A 16,769-nucleotide genomic window follows, 5' to 3' on the forward strand; every position below is an offset into this window, starting at 1 on the left:
AAGTTTAAAACAGTTTTGACGCTGGCATTCGTTTTGGGAATCGCGCTGTTTAACGGGGCTTTTGCCCAGGATGCAGATACGAGTGCGCAGGTTGCCGACACCGCTGTTGTGGCGGCCGATACCGTTGGGGCCGATACCGCCTCCGCAAGTGCGGATACCGCAGCTACCGGTGCTGATACAGCCGTTGCCGCGACACCGGGAGGAACCAGTACAAGTGCCGCACCTGCTGCAGAAGCGGCAGATACAGGTGTGAATATCGATCCACAGGTATACAAGAACTTTTTTTATGGGATACTATTGGTCCTTTTAATCTGTGTGCTGGTCGGGGTAATCGGGAAGATTATTCAAGTCTACGAATTGACCAGGCGAATGAATGGGAAGGATACCACCTATTATCTATATAACTTCAATGCCGTATTGTTTTTGGTTGCATTGGTCTTAGGCTTATACGGTGTGTATTGGTCTTATGTACATCACGGTGGCCAATCGTTCCGGGAGGCTGTTACGGAACACGGTCAGCGGATTGATACAATGTTCATCATAACCACCATTATCTGTACGATCGTATTGGTTGTGATGCACATTGGCTTATTTTTCTTTGCCTATTTGTACCGCGCGCGCGCTACTCGTAAAGCATACTTCTATCCACACAATAATACCATTGAGAAAATATGGACCATTACGCCGGCCATCGTGCTGACAATTCTGGTATTGTTTGGCTTTTTTACCTGGCGTAGTATCACCAACGTGCCGGAAGAAGCTCAGAAGAATGCCCTGCATATCGAGGTGGTGGGTGAGCAATTTACCTGGACGGTTCGCTATCCGGGGAGAGATGGTCAACTCGGTGAACGTAATTATCGGCTTACTACCCCTTTGAACGGCCTGGGAATGGATTTCAATGATAAGAAGAACTGGGACGATCAACTGGGATCGGAAATTGTACTTCCCGTGAATAGGCCGGTACGCGTGCAGATCGGGTCAAAAGATATTTTGCATAGCTTTTATATGCCGGATTTCCGGGTGCAGATGAATGCTGTACCGGGTATGAAGACCTACTTTCAGTTTACACCAACCGTAACAACGGAGGAGATGCGCGACCGTTTGGGCGACTACAAGTACGATTTTGTAATGCTCTGTGCGAAGATCTGCGGCGGTGGTCACTACAACATGCAGAAGAAAGTGAGAATTGTAACCGAAGAGGAATATCAGGCATGGCTTAATGAACAACCCTACTTCTTTACAGAAGATCTCAGAAAAGAGTTTAAAGTATCGCAGACGAAAGATGAGCCAACCGAAAACAAGTTGTTGGCCAATGTACATGAATAGGGATTAAGGAGTAACGTATTTAATACACAGATATGTCAAGTATAGCAAGCGTAGGTACGCATAGTGTGGATCACCATGGAGAACATGGGCATCACCATGAGTCATTTTGGACTAAATATGTGTTTAGTCAGGATCACAAAATGATTGCTAAACAATTTTTGATTACCGGTATAGTGATGGCGGTTTTCGCCATGATTTTATCGATATTGTTCCGGATGCAACTGGCTTGGCCTGATAAAGAATTCCCTATTCTGGAAGTCTTTTTAGGTAAATGGGCAGAAGGTGGCAGAATCAACCCGGAGTTTTTCCTGGCACTGGTGACCATTCACGGTACCATCATGGTATTTTTTGTGCTCACCGCGGGACTCAGCGGAACGTTTGCCAACTTGTTGATTCCGTACCAACTAGGTGCGCGGGATATGGCATCGCCATTTATGAACATGCTGTCCTATTGGTTTTTCTTTGGGGCCTGCGTGGTCATGATTTCGTCGTTTTTCATTGAGAGCGGTCCGGCAAGTGCAGGATGGACGGTTTATCCACCTTTGTCCGCAGTACCTAAAGCAATTAGCGGCTCAGGGCTTGGCATGACACTTTGGTTGATCAGCATGGTGATGTTTATCGTCTCACAGGTGCTCGGAGGTACCAATTACATCAGTACGGTATTGAATATGCGGACCAAAGGAATGGACCTTTGGAAAATGCCGCTGACTATATGGGCGTTGTTCCTGACCGCTATTGTGGGACTGTTGTCATTCCCTGTACTGGTGTCTGCCGTAGTACTGTTGATTTTTGACCGTAGTATGGGTACGAGCTTTTACCTGTCGGAATTGGTGGTTCAGGGGCAGATCCTGCCCAACGAGGGTGGTAGCCCGATTTTATTCCAGCACTTATTCTGGTTTTTGGGGCACCCCGAGGTTTACATCGTGTTAATGCCTGCTTTGGGGCTTACTTCCGAAGTGATTTCTACAAACTCCCGCAAACCGATTTTCGGTTACCATGCCATGGTGTATTCCCTGATCGGTATTACGGTTCTGTCGTTTATCGTGTGGGGGCACCACATGTTTGTAACGGGTATGAATCCTTTTCTGGGTGGGGTATTCATGATCACTACATTGATTATTGCGGTTCCGTCAGCCGTGAAATCATTCAACTACCTCGCTACGTTGTGGCGGGGGAATATCCGGTTCACACCGGCGATGCTGTTTGCCATCGGGATGGTGTCTTTCTTTATCTCAGGTGGTTTGACAGGACTGTATTTGGGTAATTCGGCGTTGGACATTAACCTGCACGATACCTACTTTGTAGTGGCCCACTTCCACTTGGTGATGGGCTCTGCCTCCATATTCGGTATGCTATGCGGGGTATACCATTGGTATCCCAAGATGTTCGGACGGATGATGAACGAGAAGCTAGGGTATTTGCATTTCTGGCTTACGTTCGTAGGCGCATACTTTGTGTTTTTCCCCATGCACTTCATGGGGATTGATGGCGTGCCCCGTAGGTATTATGCATTTACGGAATTTCCATTTATGGAAAAATGGATCTCGGTGAATGTCTTTATTACCTGGTCTGCGATTATCGCGGGCTTGGGACAAATCGCATTCATCTGGAATTTCTTTGCTTCGATGCGGTATGGTAAAGTGGCCACCCAAAATCCATGGGGTGCCAATACGCTGGAATGGACAACGCCGGTGAAACACATTCATGGAAACTGGCCGGGTGAAATTCCGACTGTTTACCGTTGGCCTTATGATTACAGCAAACCGGGACATCACGAAGATTTTATTCCGCAGACGGTACCATTTTCGGAAACGATGAGTTCGAATCTTCCGCATGACTTCGAAGGAAATGTGGAAGCCGAACGTATACAGCGGGAATGGGAGCGGGCAAATGCAGCAACACAGCCCGAAAGCGAAAAGGAGTGATAACTGATGTTTCCGCCTGCAGAGAAGAGGTTTTTATGGATCAACAAAATCACGATTGTTTCGTTGTTTGTATTGATACTGGCAGGCGGGGTGGTGCGCAGTACGGGGTCCGGTATGGGATGCCCGGATTGGCCGAAGTGTTTTGATCGCTTAGTTCCGCCTACGGATGCTTCCCAATTGCCTTCCGGCTATGAGGAAAAATACATCGCAGGAAGAAAGGCAAAAAATGAGCGGTTTGCGACCATGCTTGAGCGTTTCGGCAATAAGGAGCTGGCAGCACGCATCAGACACGATGAGAGTATTCTTCAGCATGAAGAGTTCAATGCTGCAAAAACATGGACAGAGTATGTCAATCGGCTGGTGGGAGCGATTACGGGGATGTTGATCTTAGGCTGTGCCATTTTTTCTTTTACGTTCTTTAAAACAAAGCGATCCATTTTCGTATGGAGTGTGATTAATGTAGTAGCTGTAGGGTATCAGGCCTGGTTGGGTTCATTGGTGGTTTCAACGAATCTGATGCCCTGGATGATTACGGTACATATGCTGTTGGCACTGGTCATTGTTGGAATCAGTATTTATACGTATTTCAAGGCACGATCGTTGCGCGACAAGGATTTGTTGATTAACCACACGTCAAGTGGGATTAAATGGTTGGCGGCCGTGTCGCTGCTGCTGATTGTGATACAGGTTGCAGTGGGAACGGGCGTACGGGAGGAAATTGATTTGATTTCGGATGCGGCTAATGGGCTGAATAGAAGTCAATGGCTTGGCCAACTGAGTGAGGTGTTTGACATGCACCGTATGTTGGCATTGGTATCGGCAATTATGATCGTATTGCTTTTCTTCGTGGTCCGTTCACGATTTGCACCCAATACGCATCAAAGCCGGTTTACCAATTTGGTATTACTCCTGCTTGTGTTGCAGATTGGGAGCGCGGGAGTATTGGGATACTTTGATATTCCACCGTTTGCACAGACGGTACATTTGGTGTTAGCAAGCTTATTGTTTGGTACGCAGTATTATCTGATGCTTTTGTTGGGTAAGGTTTCGTGGAAGTAAATTTGATAAAGGAAGATAGTTAAATGAAGATATCGAATCGGGATATGCAGGCTGATAAATTGGGGGGGAACGTTGTTGTGCACAAGCAGGATAAAGGGCATGTGCTGGGCGAATTGATGTTATTTATAGCTGATTTTAAGAAGTTGGTTAAAATCCGGCTTACGATGACCGTGGTGTTCTCAGCTTCCATTGCGTTTCTTATCGGCGCTAAGCAGCAGGGGGATATCAATTGGCTTCATTGGGTGATTTTGACGGTAGGCGGATTCCTGGTTACCGGATCGGCCAATGGATTCAACGAAATCATTGAGCGTGATTTGGACAAACTGATGAAGCGTACGGCAGATCGACCCATTCCGGCCGGCCGCATGACCACCGGACAGGCCTTGGTGCTGAGCTTATTAATGGGAATTGCGGGAACATATACGTTGGTGACACTCAATTTCATTGCGGGGTTGCTATCGGTGTTTTCTATTTTATTATATGCCTTTATCTACACGCCGTTAAAAAGAAAATCGCCCATTGCGGTATTTGTAGGGGCATTTCCCGGCGCTTTGCCGCCATTGATTGGTTATTACGCGGCGTTTAGCCAAAATGATCTGGCATTATATAGCCAACAGAACGCTGCGGTAATCGTTATTATTCCCCTGGTGTTGTTTATCATTCAGTTTGTCTGGCAGTTTCCGCATTTTTGGGGCATTGCCTGGGTGCTTGATGAAGACTATAAACGGGCGGGATTTCGGTTGTTGCCAACCATGAAACGCGACAAAGTGTCGGCATTCATGGTATTTCTGTCAACTTTATTGATGATACCCGTTAGTTTGCTTCCTTATTACTTCGGATTTGGAGGAATTGTTGTTTCCCTGGTTTCCGTTGCGGGCGCACTCTTGTTCAGTTGGTACGGGTTGAAGTTGTTTTTAAAGTGCGATTTGGCGGCAGCGCGTAAGGTGATGTTTACCTCGTTTTTTTACCTACCCCTGATCCAATTGATATTACTATTTGATTTTAATGCGTTATGATCGCTATGGCACAATATACGCAAAATAAAGAAGATCTGACTCAGCAGAAGGCGAAGAAATTCAACCTTTGGCTGGGCATGATCGGCATGTTTATGATGTTTGCGGCACTGTCAAGCGGATTTATCGTATACACTGCGGGCGGTGCAGACCGGGGCATCAAGACGTTGCTGCCACAAGCATTTATATATAGTACGATACTGATTGTGCTAAGCAGTGTAACCATGCAATTGGCTTACGTCGCTGCGAAGCGGACGTTATTTACCAGGCAGCGGATTTTGCTGGTCATCACCATTTTGTTGGGACTTGGTTTTTTTGCCATGCAAGTGCATGCTTGGGGGATATTGAGTGACCGCGGGGTGGTGTTTGTGAACAGCAATGCGTCCCAATCGTTCATCTATGTGTTCACGGGGATGCACTTGGCGCACATTGCGGCTGGTATTTTGGTGCTGGTCCGGGCATTGGTAGGACGTATGCGGAACGTTTCCCAGGTAAATAATGTCTTCCGGATGGATTTAGCCGCGTTATTTTGGCATTTTCTGGGCATTCTATGGATTTATATTTATGTTTTTTTACTTTTGAATCAATAACACTGAACAATGAGTACAACTGTAACGCAATTGGATAAGGTAAAAACCGGACGGTGGAACGGGGGTCGATCGCCTTTCAATGTGGAGTATGGCAAAATCATGATGTGGTTTTTTCTTACTTCAGATGCTTTTACGTTTTCCGCGTTCCTGATTTATTACGGCACGCAGCGTTTTGCCCACCTCACTTGGCCTGATCCCGATAAGGTATTCCAGTCCATCCCATTGATTGCAGACCACGGCTATCCCCTCGTGTTCGTGGGTATCATGACGTTTATCTTGATCATGAGTTCGGTGACCATGGTGCTTGCTGTTGAAGCGGGACATCGCAATGCCAAGAAGGAAGTGGTCGGCTGGATGGTGGCTACCATCATCGGAGGCTTGATGTTTATCGGCTGCCAGGCGATGGAGTGGACCCACTTGCATCATGAAGGATTCTGGTGGGGCAGCATTCCAGGGCAGGAAGGCGTCTCGCCCGAGGTAAGTTTGGCACCTTTCTTTTCAAAGGAGATTTCGGAAGTGTCGGCACAGCAGTTTGCTAATCTTTTCTTTACCATTACCGGTTTCCACGGATTTCACGTTTCAGTGGGTATCCTGTTGAATATTATTGTATTGGGAATGGTGTTGGCCAACACATTTGAACGTCGGGGATCTTACTTGATGGTGGAAAAAGTGGGGCTTTACTGGCACTTTGTAGATCTCGTATGGGTATTCGTATTTACATTCTTTTATTTGGTATAATTAGTTAAAAACACACTAGTAAGCTATGGCTTCTCAACATCACGATCAGGCAGTAGGGCACGAAGAAGGGCACCACGAAGGTATGACCAAAGGCAGGATTTGGCGGGTCTTTTTTTACCTGCTTGCAATCACTGCGTTGGAATTTTTTATCGCGTTGGTTTTAGTCCACGGAGGAGTTATCAGCAAAGGTTTGGGGGTGAATATTGTTTACATCGCGTTAACTTTGCTTAAGGCATATTATATTGTTGCCTATTTCATGCACCTCAAATTTGAAACCTTCGGGTTCATCATGTCGGTAACCATCGTGTTTTTATTTATTATTTATCTCATTGCTTTGATGCTAACCGAAGGGACGTATCTGAAAGGACATTTTAGCCCGTTCCCTTTTTGGCCGAATCCCTAATGGACACTGTCGGGCAAACGAAAGGTTTAAAAAAGGTTATTATCCTGGTAGTTATCTTATTACTGCCAGGATTTTTATATTATTTGTTGGAGAAAAAAGGTCAGAACCGCTACCAGAATTTGCCGATTTATGGCGAAAAGGTGTTGACAGGTACAGTCAGTAAACGGATGGGTAAGGAGATCCCCGATACGTTATTCCATCAAATCAAGCCATTTTCACTGACTAATCAGGAGGGTAAAACGGTAGAAGTGCTAGCCAACGATACCAGCATTGCTGTGGTCAATTTCTTTTTCAGCCGCTGCGCAACGTTCTGTAAGCATATGAACGACGAAATGAATCGTGTGGCAGACCGTTTTGCAAACAATGAGATGGTCAATTTTTATACGATCACGGTAGACACCGCTTACGATACACCCGCGGTTTTAAAGGAGTATGCGCAAGCTTATCACCCCGAAACCAAGAAATGGCATTTCTTAACAGCGGGGAAAGATAATGTGTATGACATCGCCCGGGAAGGTTTTCTGGTGGATGCGGTACAAGATACAACGCAGGAAGCTGGTTTTATCCACAGCTCATCACTCATCTTGGTTGATTCCAAACGCCGCATCCGGGGATATTATGATGTCAATCATATGAAAGAAGTAGATCGGCTGATCGATGAGATCAAGCTGTTGTTGGTGCAGGAGATCAGGGAAAAAAGCCCGTATAAGTGAGAGGTACGAGGTTAGAGGTACGGGGGTTAGAAGTACGAAGTTAGAGGTACATGAAAGAGGAGGTTTGAAATGCAAGAAAGTAGTGATTTGATGGAACGAAAATATAACCGATGGATCGTTGTCCTTTCCATCGCTATTCCACTTGTCGTGGCTATTTTGTTTGGCGTAAACCTGCGGGATTTGGGATATGATGTGAAACCGCTTACTTTTCTGCCTCCCATCTATGCAACAATCAACGGTATTACCGCTGTGTTGTTGGTGTGTGCCGTGCTGGCAATCCGAAAAGGGAATCGTAAGTTACACGAGCGGTTGGTAAAGATCTGTATTGGCTGCTCGGTTGCATTCCTGGCCATGTATGTGGCTTATCACATGACCGCCGAGTCTACCCCATATGGAGGTGAGGGGGCTATCCGCTATGTTTATTTCTTTATCCTGATCACCCATATCCTGCTGTCCATTGTGATCATCCCGTTTGTGCTGATTACGTTCGTCCGCGGCCTGTCGGGCAATTTCATTAAACACCGGAAGATTGCCAGGATCACCTTTCCGCTTTGGCTTTATGTGGCAGTGACCGGTGTGGTGGTATATTTGATGATCTCGCCGTATTATGGGAGTTGAGCCTTACATCGCATTCCCCTAAAATTTCCGTATTTTTGTCTTTGTATGGAACGTATTTGGATATATCAAGCGGATCGGGAACTGACCGAAGGCGAAAAAAAACATATATTGGATAAATTGAGCGGCTTTACTTCCCAGTGGAAGGCGCACGGTAAGGCGTTGGCGGCAAAAGCGGAAATCCGGTATGATCGGTTTATTATCTTGATGGTGGATGACGGCGTGGCTCCCCCCACAGGCTGCTCCATTGATAAGTCCGTACATTTGCTAAAAGAAATCGAAACGGAAACCGGGTTAAGCTTTTTCGATCGCATGCAGGTGGCTTACCGTGATGCCGAAGGTATTAAGGCCGTTTCGCGTGCGGAGTTTGAGCAATTAATAGCAGCAGGTGAAGTGACCGACCGTACCTTGGTATTCAACAACCTGATCGCTTCATACCCCGACTTGGAAACCGCCTGGGAAGTGCCTTTGAAGGACAGTTGGCACGCAAAGGTGTTTTTAATTGATAGTTGATAGTTGATAGTTGAAAATTGATAATTCACTATCCACTATCCATTATCCACTATCCACTATCCATTATCCATTATCCATTATCCACTATCCATTATCCACTATCCATTATCCACTATCCATTATCCACTATCCACTATCCATTAATCAAGGAATTTCACTATACCCCATGTATCGGACAATTGTATTGGCCTTCCGGTTGATGAAGCCCGTAGGTTTTGCCGGCGACCAGCGCCGGGGGTTGGGCAACACCGCTATGAGCAATGCGGCTTGGCGTTTCGTCAGGCTTCCGGCTGATTTACCATAATAATACTGCGCCGCGGCTTCTGCACCGTATAAGCCGTCTCCGGTCTCGATGACATTGAGATAAACTTCGAGAATCCGCTTTTTGCTCCAGAACAATTCAATCAATAGGGTGAAATAGGTTTCGAATCCTTTCCGTAGCCAAGAACGTTTGGGCCAAAGGAATACATTCTTGGCGGTCTGTTGGCTAATCGTACTTCCACCGCGTAACCGGCCGCCATCTTTGTTGCGCTGATACGCATCGGCAATGGCTTCTCGATCAAATCCCCAATGGGTGAGAAAACGGGCATCTTCACCGGCGATGGCCGCGCGTTTTAAATTATCCGACAAGTCCTCGTACCGTACCCATTGCTTGGTGATTTTCCATTCCTTGCCCTCACTTTTACGTTCAAATCCACGTTGTATCATCAACCAGGTAATGGGTGGGTTGATAAAGCTGAGCAGCAGGACCCAAACGATGGTAACGGTAAAGAATGCGACAACCACACGCAACGTCCAACGTAAGTAAACGTTGCCGACTTTGGGTATGAACCGGGATAACTGCCGGGCCTTTTTCTTGCGCTTTCGCTTCGCTGCCATAGTTCTGTGGTGCGAATATACAAATTGAAGCAATACAAACAACGGTACTCAATATCCGGATTTTTTAACCAATTGGTCATTGTACGAGACCAAATATTTCGAGTTTTTAGAGAAATTCATGAACACCAACTCGTACTACAATGCCCCGATTATTAACACATTAGCGACTGAAGCGTTGAAGAGGTTATTTACGGTATGTTACATCCGATTGTGAATATTGATACTTTTTTTCATCTTAATAAAAATGCACTTGTAATTTATTAGAAGTATATGAGCCGTCCATGTTTAAAATTTCATTTTTATCACACAAGGAAATGTAAATTTTAAATAGGACAAGCTCCATTTGACCGGTGGAATAGAATTATTTACAGATGAAACATCCTATTATATTTGTTATTCTTGCTTTTCTCTCTTCAGCAGTAATCTCGCAAGACAAATTTGCCGAGGGCAAAATGATTGTTGAGGGAACAGCTTTTGAGATATCATTTCCGAGAACCGAAAATATGGTTGTAAGTAGTAGTTTGCCACAATATAAAAATGGTTACCCATTGCCGAAAAGCCCAACTCCTCCGCTGCCGATACGGGATGGTGATATGATAATAGATACCCTTACGGATAGAACGATTATTTACAAAGTACTCAAAGACAAGATAGAGAAGCTAAAAATGAATGGTGAGCAGCTTACCATTCGTTATGTTTTTGGACAAGACGGGAACGTTCTTGACATATCTTCCTACAGCCTTCCAAAAAACACGCTCATCACGCCAAAAGAGTTAGCCCAGATTGACAAGTGTCTACGCAAGAAGGTTAAAGCAACCTTCAAGGAGCGTGAGTATATCGAATTTCCGGCCATTAGATATGGTCGGCAAATCAGGTTTTGAACGGCATAAAGCCTTCCGAAACTCGGACTGTGAAAACAACTCGAATTGTCCCTAAAATGATCTAAAGATGAAAATTAATAATTTTAAATACGGATTCATATTTGCTTTTTTGGTTATGAGCTTACCCATGTTTGCACAACGCGCTATCAAAGAAGGAAAATATAAGATTAACGAGCGCACGCTTATAGTAAAGCAGGAACAAGAACGCCTTTTGATCACCGAAGAACAAAACAAGGCAATTTCAGACTTTAAGAAAAATCCAAAAATCTATTCCCGGATTGATCGGGTTGATTTCGAGGGAAAACAAACGGTGACATATTTGATTGCCAATACCTTAGGTCAAGACAAGATGCAGCAATTGCGATCGTCTGGTTATATCCTCGTTACACTATATCCAGAATCGGATGGAAGTGTAAACGGGATTCAATTATATACTAAATCCGAGACAGGGCTTACCATCGAAGAAATAGACAAGATAATATTTGCTTTGAAAGAAAAAATAACTATTGAAATACCTTCCGATTTGGGTACAACCGCCAAAATAGCTCCCGTAAGTCAGGTAATACATTTTAATAAATTGTAGCTTAGAAAGTGTTATTTGCGCTCAGTACGTTACAGTGCTCGGGGACGATTATGTGCAGACCCAATTATAATATTCCCTTAGCGAGCTAAATTTAAAATTAATCTAACCGAGCAATTAGTGATGAAAGAAGTAATGTCGAAACCAGAAATTGGAAGTATAATCATCTCTTCACTTGATGATCTAAGGTGGCTTGGAGAAGAGAAGTTGGTATCATGCGAGGGTACAAATCCATTACGTTACAAAACGGCAAAATGGAGCAATTATTGCTGTTGATGATTTCAAGTTTAATAACCCTTAATTTACAATGATTGTAAGATGCATAGCCAATACGGGGAAAGCGTTACGTGCTTTTGAACCTAACGAGTTGCCAGACGATTATACGGGGAAGTTTGGTACGACCGCGCATACCATTTTTCATCAATTGGATATTGGAAAGGAGTATTTGGTGACAGCTATGATTTTTTGGCACCAGGATGTTGTACAGTATTTATTGTATGGCCACACCGAAACTTGGATACTCCCCGCACCTGCACCGCTATTTACGATTATGGAAGCCAAATTGAGCCGTAATTGGTATTTCAAACAGTATGAACCAGGGCATCGGCTCTATAAGTCTTTCCTTGGAGTTATGGGATATAAAGAACTTATTACCGACGATAACCATCTTGAGTCGCTTTTGGAGAGAGAACATGAGGCAGAACAGATTTTTTACAAAAGAGTCATTGAGATGGAACGAGAATTTCAGAAGCATGACTTAGCGTGATATCTAATTCGTAGCATTGGTTGGTTTGAAAGTCCGGCAGACTTTTTGAAGCTTGTCAAATCCCCTCCATAATCCTATTTTTCCTCGGCGCAACTTTTTTCAATGGCCGGGGAGAGACCGAATAAATTGCATATAAAAGGGAATTTATCTAAGTTTACGGCCACGCAGAAAATAACCGGCTTGGCAAAGGCAGTAAAAAAAGAAACCCCCCTGATGCAGCAATACAACAGCATCAAGGTAAAATATCCCGGCACATTGTTATTGTTCCGGGTAGGAGACTTCTATGAGACATTTGGAGAAGATGCGGTAAAGGCAGCCGGAATCCTGGGGATCGTATTGACCAAACGGGGCAATGGCAGCGAATCGGAGACCGCGTTGGCAGGCTTCCCGCACCATTCACTGGAGACGTACCTCCCTAAGCTGGTCCGTGCCGGGCAGCGGGTGGCTATATGCGATCAACTGGAAGATCCCAAGACAACCAAGACTATCGTCAAACGCGGGGTTACCGAATTGGTAACACCGGGAGTGTCCTACAACGACAACATTGTCCAACAGAAATCGAACAATTACCTGGCGTCCGTTTTTTTTGATAAACAGCAGGTAGGCATTGCGTTTTTGGATATCTCTACGGGGGAATTTTTGGTGTCGCAGGGTATGCAGGACTACATAGACAAACTTCTGCAAGGGTTCAAGCCAACCGAAGTGATCATGGGGAAGCGTCAGTATAAGACATTCGTGGAACAGTATGGAGCCCATTTCTATACCTATGCGCTTGATGAATGGCCCTATACGGGTAATTATGCGGTTGAAACGCTGCTTAAGCATTTTGAAGTCAAGTCCTTGAAAGGGTTTGGCATTGAACGCCTCCCGCTGGGCGTTGTGGCTGCGGGGGTGGCATTGCATTACCTCAACGAAACCGAACATCGTAACCTGCAACACATATCTACCCTCTCGCGCATCGAGGAAGACCGGTATATGTGGCTCGACCGATTCACGATCCGTAACTTGGAATTGGTGGGTTCAGCCAACGAAAATGCCGTCACACTGGCGGATGTATTGGATCAGACAGCTACCTCGATGGGTGCCCGGCTACTGAAACGCTGGATGGTTATGCCGTTGAAAAGCCAGTCGGCTATCAACGAGCGATTGGATGTGGTAGACTATTTTTATACCCATAAGGACTTGCGGGATGAGCTGATCAGCGAAATCAAACAGATCGGAGATCTGGAACGCCTGATTAGCAAAGTGGGGCTGCAACGTGCAAATCCACGGGAAGTTGCGCAGTTGAAGCGTGCGTTGCTGGCGGTCGAAAAACTGAAAGCCCGTGTCGGCCAGACAGCATCCAAATCGCTGAAAACGATTGCAGACCAGTTGGATCCGTGTACCCCTATCCGCGAACAAATTGAGGCGTTTCTCAATCCGGAGCCGCCCGTGTCGGTGAACAAGGGAAATGTGATTGCTTCAGGGGTAAATGAGGAATTGGATAAGCTGCGAAAGGTGGCCTATGGTGGCAAGGATTACCTGCTTGAGATTCAAAAGCGGGAATCGGAGGCAACGGGTATCCCCTCGTTAAAAATCGCCTTCAACAATGTCTTTGGTTACTACCTTGAAGTGACCAACGCACATAAAGATAAGGTGCCCGCCGAATGGGTGCGTAAGCAAACCCTCGTCAACGCCGAACGGTACATCACCGAAGAGCTCAAGGAATACGAAGAACAGATACTGGGTGCCGAAGAAAAGATCCAGGCACTGGAAACGAGATTGTATGCGGAGTTGCTTGCAGCGGTTGCCGCATATATTAAACCGGTACAAACCGATGCCCAGTTGATTGCCCGGCTGGATGTCCTGCTCAATTTTGCGCTGGTTGCGGAAAAAAACCATTACGTGCGTCCTGAAATCAACAACGGAAAGGCAATAGATATCAAAGGAGGACGCCACCCGGTCATCGAGCAAAATTTACCAATCGGGGAAGATTACATTACCAACGATGTTTTCCTTGATAATGATAGCCAGCAGATTATCATCATCACCGGCCCTAATATGGCGGGTAAGTCGGCGTTACTGCGTCAAACCGGATTGATTGTGCTGATGGCCCAGATGGGCAGCTTTGTTCCCGCTAAAGAGGCATGTATCGGGCTGATCGATAAGATATTCACCCGTGTGGGGGCATCCGATAACCTGTCTTCCGGTGAATCGACGTTTATGGTGGAAATGAACGAGACGGCGAGCATCATGAATAACCTCTCCGAAAGGAGTTTGATTCTACTGGATGAAATCGGGCGGGGTACCAGTACCTACGACGGTATTTCCATTGCCTGGGCAATCGCAGAATTTCTGCACAACCACCCCACGGCACGCGCGAAGACGTTATTTGCTACCCATTACCACGAACTGAATGAACTGGCGACCTCCTTTTCACGGATCAAAAATTTCAATGTATCTGTAAAAGAGGTGAATAACAAAGTGATATTTCTGCGCAAACTGGTACCCGGCGGAAGCGAGCATAGTTTTGGTATCCATGTCGCAAAACTGGCCGGTATGCCGCCTAAATTGCTGCAGCGCGCGAATGAAATTCTCAAACGCCTCGAACAGGAACGAACGGGCGGCGAGCGCATCAAGGATAGCATAAAAAAAATCCAAAAGCAGGCTTATCAGTTGCAGATGTTTTCCATCGACGATCCCATTCTCGTGAAAATCCGCGATATGCTCAATAATCTCGACGTCAATACCCTCACTCCCGTGGAGGCCTTAATGAAATTGGATGAGATTCAGCGCTTGTTGAAGAACTGATTTTAAACCTTGGCATAACTTCTGCTGTCTTACCGGTAGAAGTTAAGTCGTATGTTGTACATAGAAGATAAGGTCATGAAGAAGTTATTGATTTGTATCGCCGCTTTTGTATTCCTGTTAGGTTCTACGTTCGATGCTAATGCCCAAAAGCGGGGCAAAGGACATTGGGAAAAGGAAAGAAAAGAGTATGCAAAGCACCACAAAAAACGCGAAAGGGATTTTCATGGCGATGCCAAGTACAATCATTCATATAGGAAGCACTATGACAGACGCGATCACGCATATAGAAAATACGTCAAACAAAAGGGACTCCGCTACCGAGACCACGATGCTTGGTACTACGGAAAGCGTTTTCATTACCGCACGGAATATGTCTACTTCCCCGCATATCGTACGTATTACGACCCTTACCGCAGGGGATATGTGTACCGGCGTAACCATGCTTGGGTATTTGCGCCAACCATGCCTTCGTTTATGGTGGGGCTGAATGTTGATGCCCTAAATGTGCAATTCACGGCCACCGTACCTTTATAGGGAGATATATCCGCTGCTTTTTTCGCGTAAGTTTGACTAAGTTTGTATGAGCCAAACCGCGGAGGCTCAGATCATTTATGTATCTTTGCCGAAAAGTCAGAAGCATGCCGACAACCCTTATTAAAGCTGCTACCATTGTCAACGAAGGGAAGACAATTACAGCAGATCTATTGATTTCCGATGGACGCATTGAAAAAATAGGTACAGAAATTTCGGCACCGGCCGATGTCGAAATCAATGCAGAAGGTTTACACGTATTTCCCGGCTTAATTGACGATCAAGTGCATTTTCGTGAACCGGGCCTAACCTACAAAGCCGATATTTGGCATGAAAGCCGTGCTGCGGTAGCCGGTGGTACTACTTCATTTATGGAGATGCCTAATACCGTTCCGAATACGCTTACCCAGCAACTTTTGCAGGATAAATACGACATAGCTTCCAAACAATCCCTGGCTAATTATTCCTTTTACATGGGGGCTGCCAATGACAACCTGGAGGAGGTTTTGCGCACCAATCCCCGGGAGGTATGTGGCATTAAAGTATTTATGGGGTCTTCCACGGGCAATATGTTGGTGGATGATGAGCACACGTTGGAAGGCATATTCTCCAGTTCGCCCATGCTGATTGCGACCCATTGCGAAGATGAAGCAACCATCCGGCAAAACATGGAGCTATACAAGGCGGTACATGGCGATCGGCTCACCCCCGATATGCATCCGCTGATTCGCTCGGCGGAAGCTTGCTACATCTCATCGTCACGTGCGGTGACCTTAGCCAGAAAGTATGGCTCGCGGCTACACGTCCTCCACATTTCAACGGCAAGGGAGACCAACCTGTTCGAAAACAATTTGCCATTGGCAGACAAACGTATTACCGCCGAGGCATGTATCCATCACCTTTGGTTCAGTAATGCGGACTACGCGGAAAAAGGAAATTTCATCAAGTGGAATCCTGCCGTAAAAACCCGTGAAGATCGCGATGGCATATTGCGGGCGGTGCTGGATGGAAGGATTGATGTCATTGCTACCGATCATGCACCCCACACCCTGGCCGAAAAACAGCAGCCCTATTTGCAAGCACCTTCTGGCGGACCCTTGATACAGCACGCCTTGCAGGCACTGCTGGATATGCATCAGGCGGGGAAGCTTACCCTTGAGGAACTGGTTCAAAAGACGGCACACAATACAGCCATTTGTTTCCAGCTTGACGGGCGTGGGTTTGTCCGCGAAGGGTATTGGGCAGACCTGGTATTGGTTGACCTGAACAAACCGTATACCGTCGGGAAACACAACATCTTATCCAAGTGCGGGTGGTCGCCTTTTGAAGGACACACGTTCACATCGACTGTGATGCATACCTTTGTTTCAGGTAGCTTGGTGTATACCAATGGCGCAATAGTGGAAGGCGGTAATGCGCAGCGATTGATGTTTAATCGATAAATACC

17 protein-coding genes are annotated in these 16,769 nt (G+C 45.9%); 16 read left to right on the forward strand and 1 reads right to left on the reverse strand.

Translation table 11 applies throughout. The annotated features are described in order from the left end of the window. The first annotated feature begins 15 nt into the window (after window positions 1-15). From IEX60_RS02475 to IEX60_RS02520, 10 genes are all read left to right on the forward strand, one after another. The gene (locus tag IEX60_RS02475) at window positions 16-1,326 is read left to right on the forward strand and encodes a cytochrome c oxidase subunit II (RefSeq protein WP_229717373.1); all 1,311 of its coding nucleotides are present in this window, start codon (window positions 16-18) and stop codon (window positions 1,324-1,326) included. Window positions 1,327-1,358: 32 nt separating this feature from the next. After that, the gene (locus IEX60_RS02480) at window positions 1,359-3,251 is read left to right on the forward strand and encodes a cytochrome c oxidase subunit I (protein WP_188747010.1); all 1,893 of its coding nucleotides are present in this window, start codon (window positions 1,359-1,361) and stop codon (window positions 3,249-3,251) included. 6 nt (window positions 3,252-3,257) lie between these two features. After that, window positions 3,258-4,310, forward strand: coding sequence for a COX15/CtaA family protein (locus tag IEX60_RS02485; protein ID WP_188747012.1), 1,053 nt, complete (start codon window positions 3,258-3,260; stop codon window positions 4,308-4,310). 116 nt (window positions 4,311-4,426) lie between these two features. Then, the gene (cyoE, locus tag IEX60_RS02490) at window positions 4,427-5,326 is read left to right on the forward strand and encodes a heme o synthase (RefSeq protein ID WP_373284996.1); all 900 of its coding nucleotides are present in this window, start codon (window positions 4,427-4,429) and stop codon (window positions 5,324-5,326) included. Window positions 5,327-5,331: 5 nt separating this feature from the next. Next, window positions 5,332-5,913: a cytochrome c oxidase subunit 3 gene (locus IEX60_RS02495; protein ID WP_188747014.1), complete on the forward strand. Its 582-nt coding sequence runs from the start codon at window positions 5,332-5,334 to the stop codon at window positions 5,911-5,913. Between the two features lie 9 nt (window positions 5,914-5,922). Next, the gene (locus IEX60_RS02500; RefSeq protein WP_188747017.1) at window positions 5,923-6,651 is read left to right on the forward strand and encodes a cytochrome c oxidase subunit 3; all 729 of its coding nucleotides are present in this window, start codon (window positions 5,923-5,925) and stop codon (window positions 6,649-6,651) included. 25 nt (window positions 6,652-6,676) lie between these two features. After that, window positions 6,677-7,054, forward strand: a complete 378-nt coding sequence (locus IEX60_RS02505) for a cytochrome C oxidase subunit IV family protein (protein ID WP_188747019.1) — start codon at window positions 6,677-6,679, stop codon at window positions 7,052-7,054. Between the two features lie 86 nt (window positions 7,055-7,140). After that, a complete protein-coding gene (locus IEX60_RS02510; RefSeq protein ID WP_188747021.1) occupies window positions 7,141-7,767 on the forward strand; it encodes an SCO family protein in 627 nt (208 codons plus the stop codon). 90 nt (window positions 7,768-7,857) lie between these two features. Then, a complete protein-coding gene (locus IEX60_RS02515) occupies window positions 7,858-8,385 on the forward strand; it encodes a DUF420 domain-containing protein (protein ID WP_229717374.1) in 528 nt (175 codons plus the stop codon). Window positions 8,386-8,430: 45 nt separating this feature from the next. Continuing rightward, window positions 8,431-8,895, forward strand: coding sequence for an ABC transporter ATPase (locus IEX60_RS02520; RefSeq protein ID WP_188747024.1), 465 nt, complete (start codon window positions 8,431-8,433; stop codon window positions 8,893-8,895). A gap of 144 nt (window positions 8,896-9,039) precedes the next feature. On the opposite strand, the gene mtgA is transcribed toward IEX60_RS02520, so the two are convergent. After that, window positions 9,040-9,774, reverse strand: a complete 735-nt coding sequence (gene mtgA / locus IEX60_RS02525) for a monofunctional biosynthetic peptidoglycan transglycosylase (RefSeq protein WP_188747026.1) — start codon at window positions 9,772-9,774, stop codon at window positions 9,040-9,042. 371 nt (window positions 9,775-10,145) lie between these two features. On the opposite strand from mtgA, the gene IEX60_RS02530 reads away from it, so the two are divergent. The 6 genes from IEX60_RS02530 (at window position 10,146) to IEX60_RS02555 (ending at window position 16,764) form a co-directional block, all read left to right on the forward strand. Then, window positions 10,146-10,655 carry a hypothetical protein gene (locus IEX60_RS02530; RefSeq protein ID WP_188747028.1) on the forward strand — a complete coding sequence of 170 codons (510 nt, stop codon included), beginning with the start codon at window positions 10,146-10,148 and terminating at the stop codon, window positions 10,653-10,655. A gap of 67 nt (window positions 10,656-10,722) precedes the next feature. Next, window positions 10,723-11,238, forward strand: coding sequence for a hypothetical protein (locus tag IEX60_RS02535; RefSeq protein WP_188747030.1), 516 nt, complete (start codon window positions 10,723-10,725; stop codon window positions 11,236-11,238). Between the two features lie 304 nt (window positions 11,239-11,542). Beyond that, window positions 11,543-12,001 carry a hypothetical protein gene (locus tag IEX60_RS02540; RefSeq protein WP_188747032.1) on the forward strand — a complete coding sequence of 153 codons (459 nt, stop codon included), beginning with the start codon at window positions 11,543-11,545 and terminating at the stop codon, window positions 11,999-12,001. 180 nt (window positions 12,002-12,181) lie between these two features. After that, a complete protein-coding gene (gene mutS / locus IEX60_RS02545; protein WP_229717375.1) occupies window positions 12,182-14,791 on the forward strand; it encodes a DNA mismatch repair protein MutS in 2,610 nt (869 codons plus the stop codon). A gap of 75 nt (window positions 14,792-14,866) precedes the next feature. Then, window positions 14,867-15,325: a hypothetical protein gene (locus IEX60_RS02550; protein WP_188747034.1), complete on the forward strand. Its 459-nt coding sequence runs from the start codon at window positions 14,867-14,869 to the stop codon at window positions 15,323-15,325. A gap of 104 nt (window positions 15,326-15,429) precedes the next feature. Next, window positions 15,430-16,764 carry a dihydroorotase gene (locus IEX60_RS02555; RefSeq protein WP_188747036.1) on the forward strand — a complete coding sequence of 445 codons (1,335 nt, stop codon included), beginning with the start codon at window positions 15,430-15,432 and terminating at the stop codon, window positions 16,762-16,764. Window positions 16,765-16,769: the final 5 nt, after the last annotated feature.

The organism is Parapedobacter defluvii (assembly GCF_014642075.1).
GTDB lineage: Bacteria > Bacteroidota > Bacteroidia > Sphingobacteriales > Sphingobacteriaceae > Parapedobacter > Parapedobacter defluvii.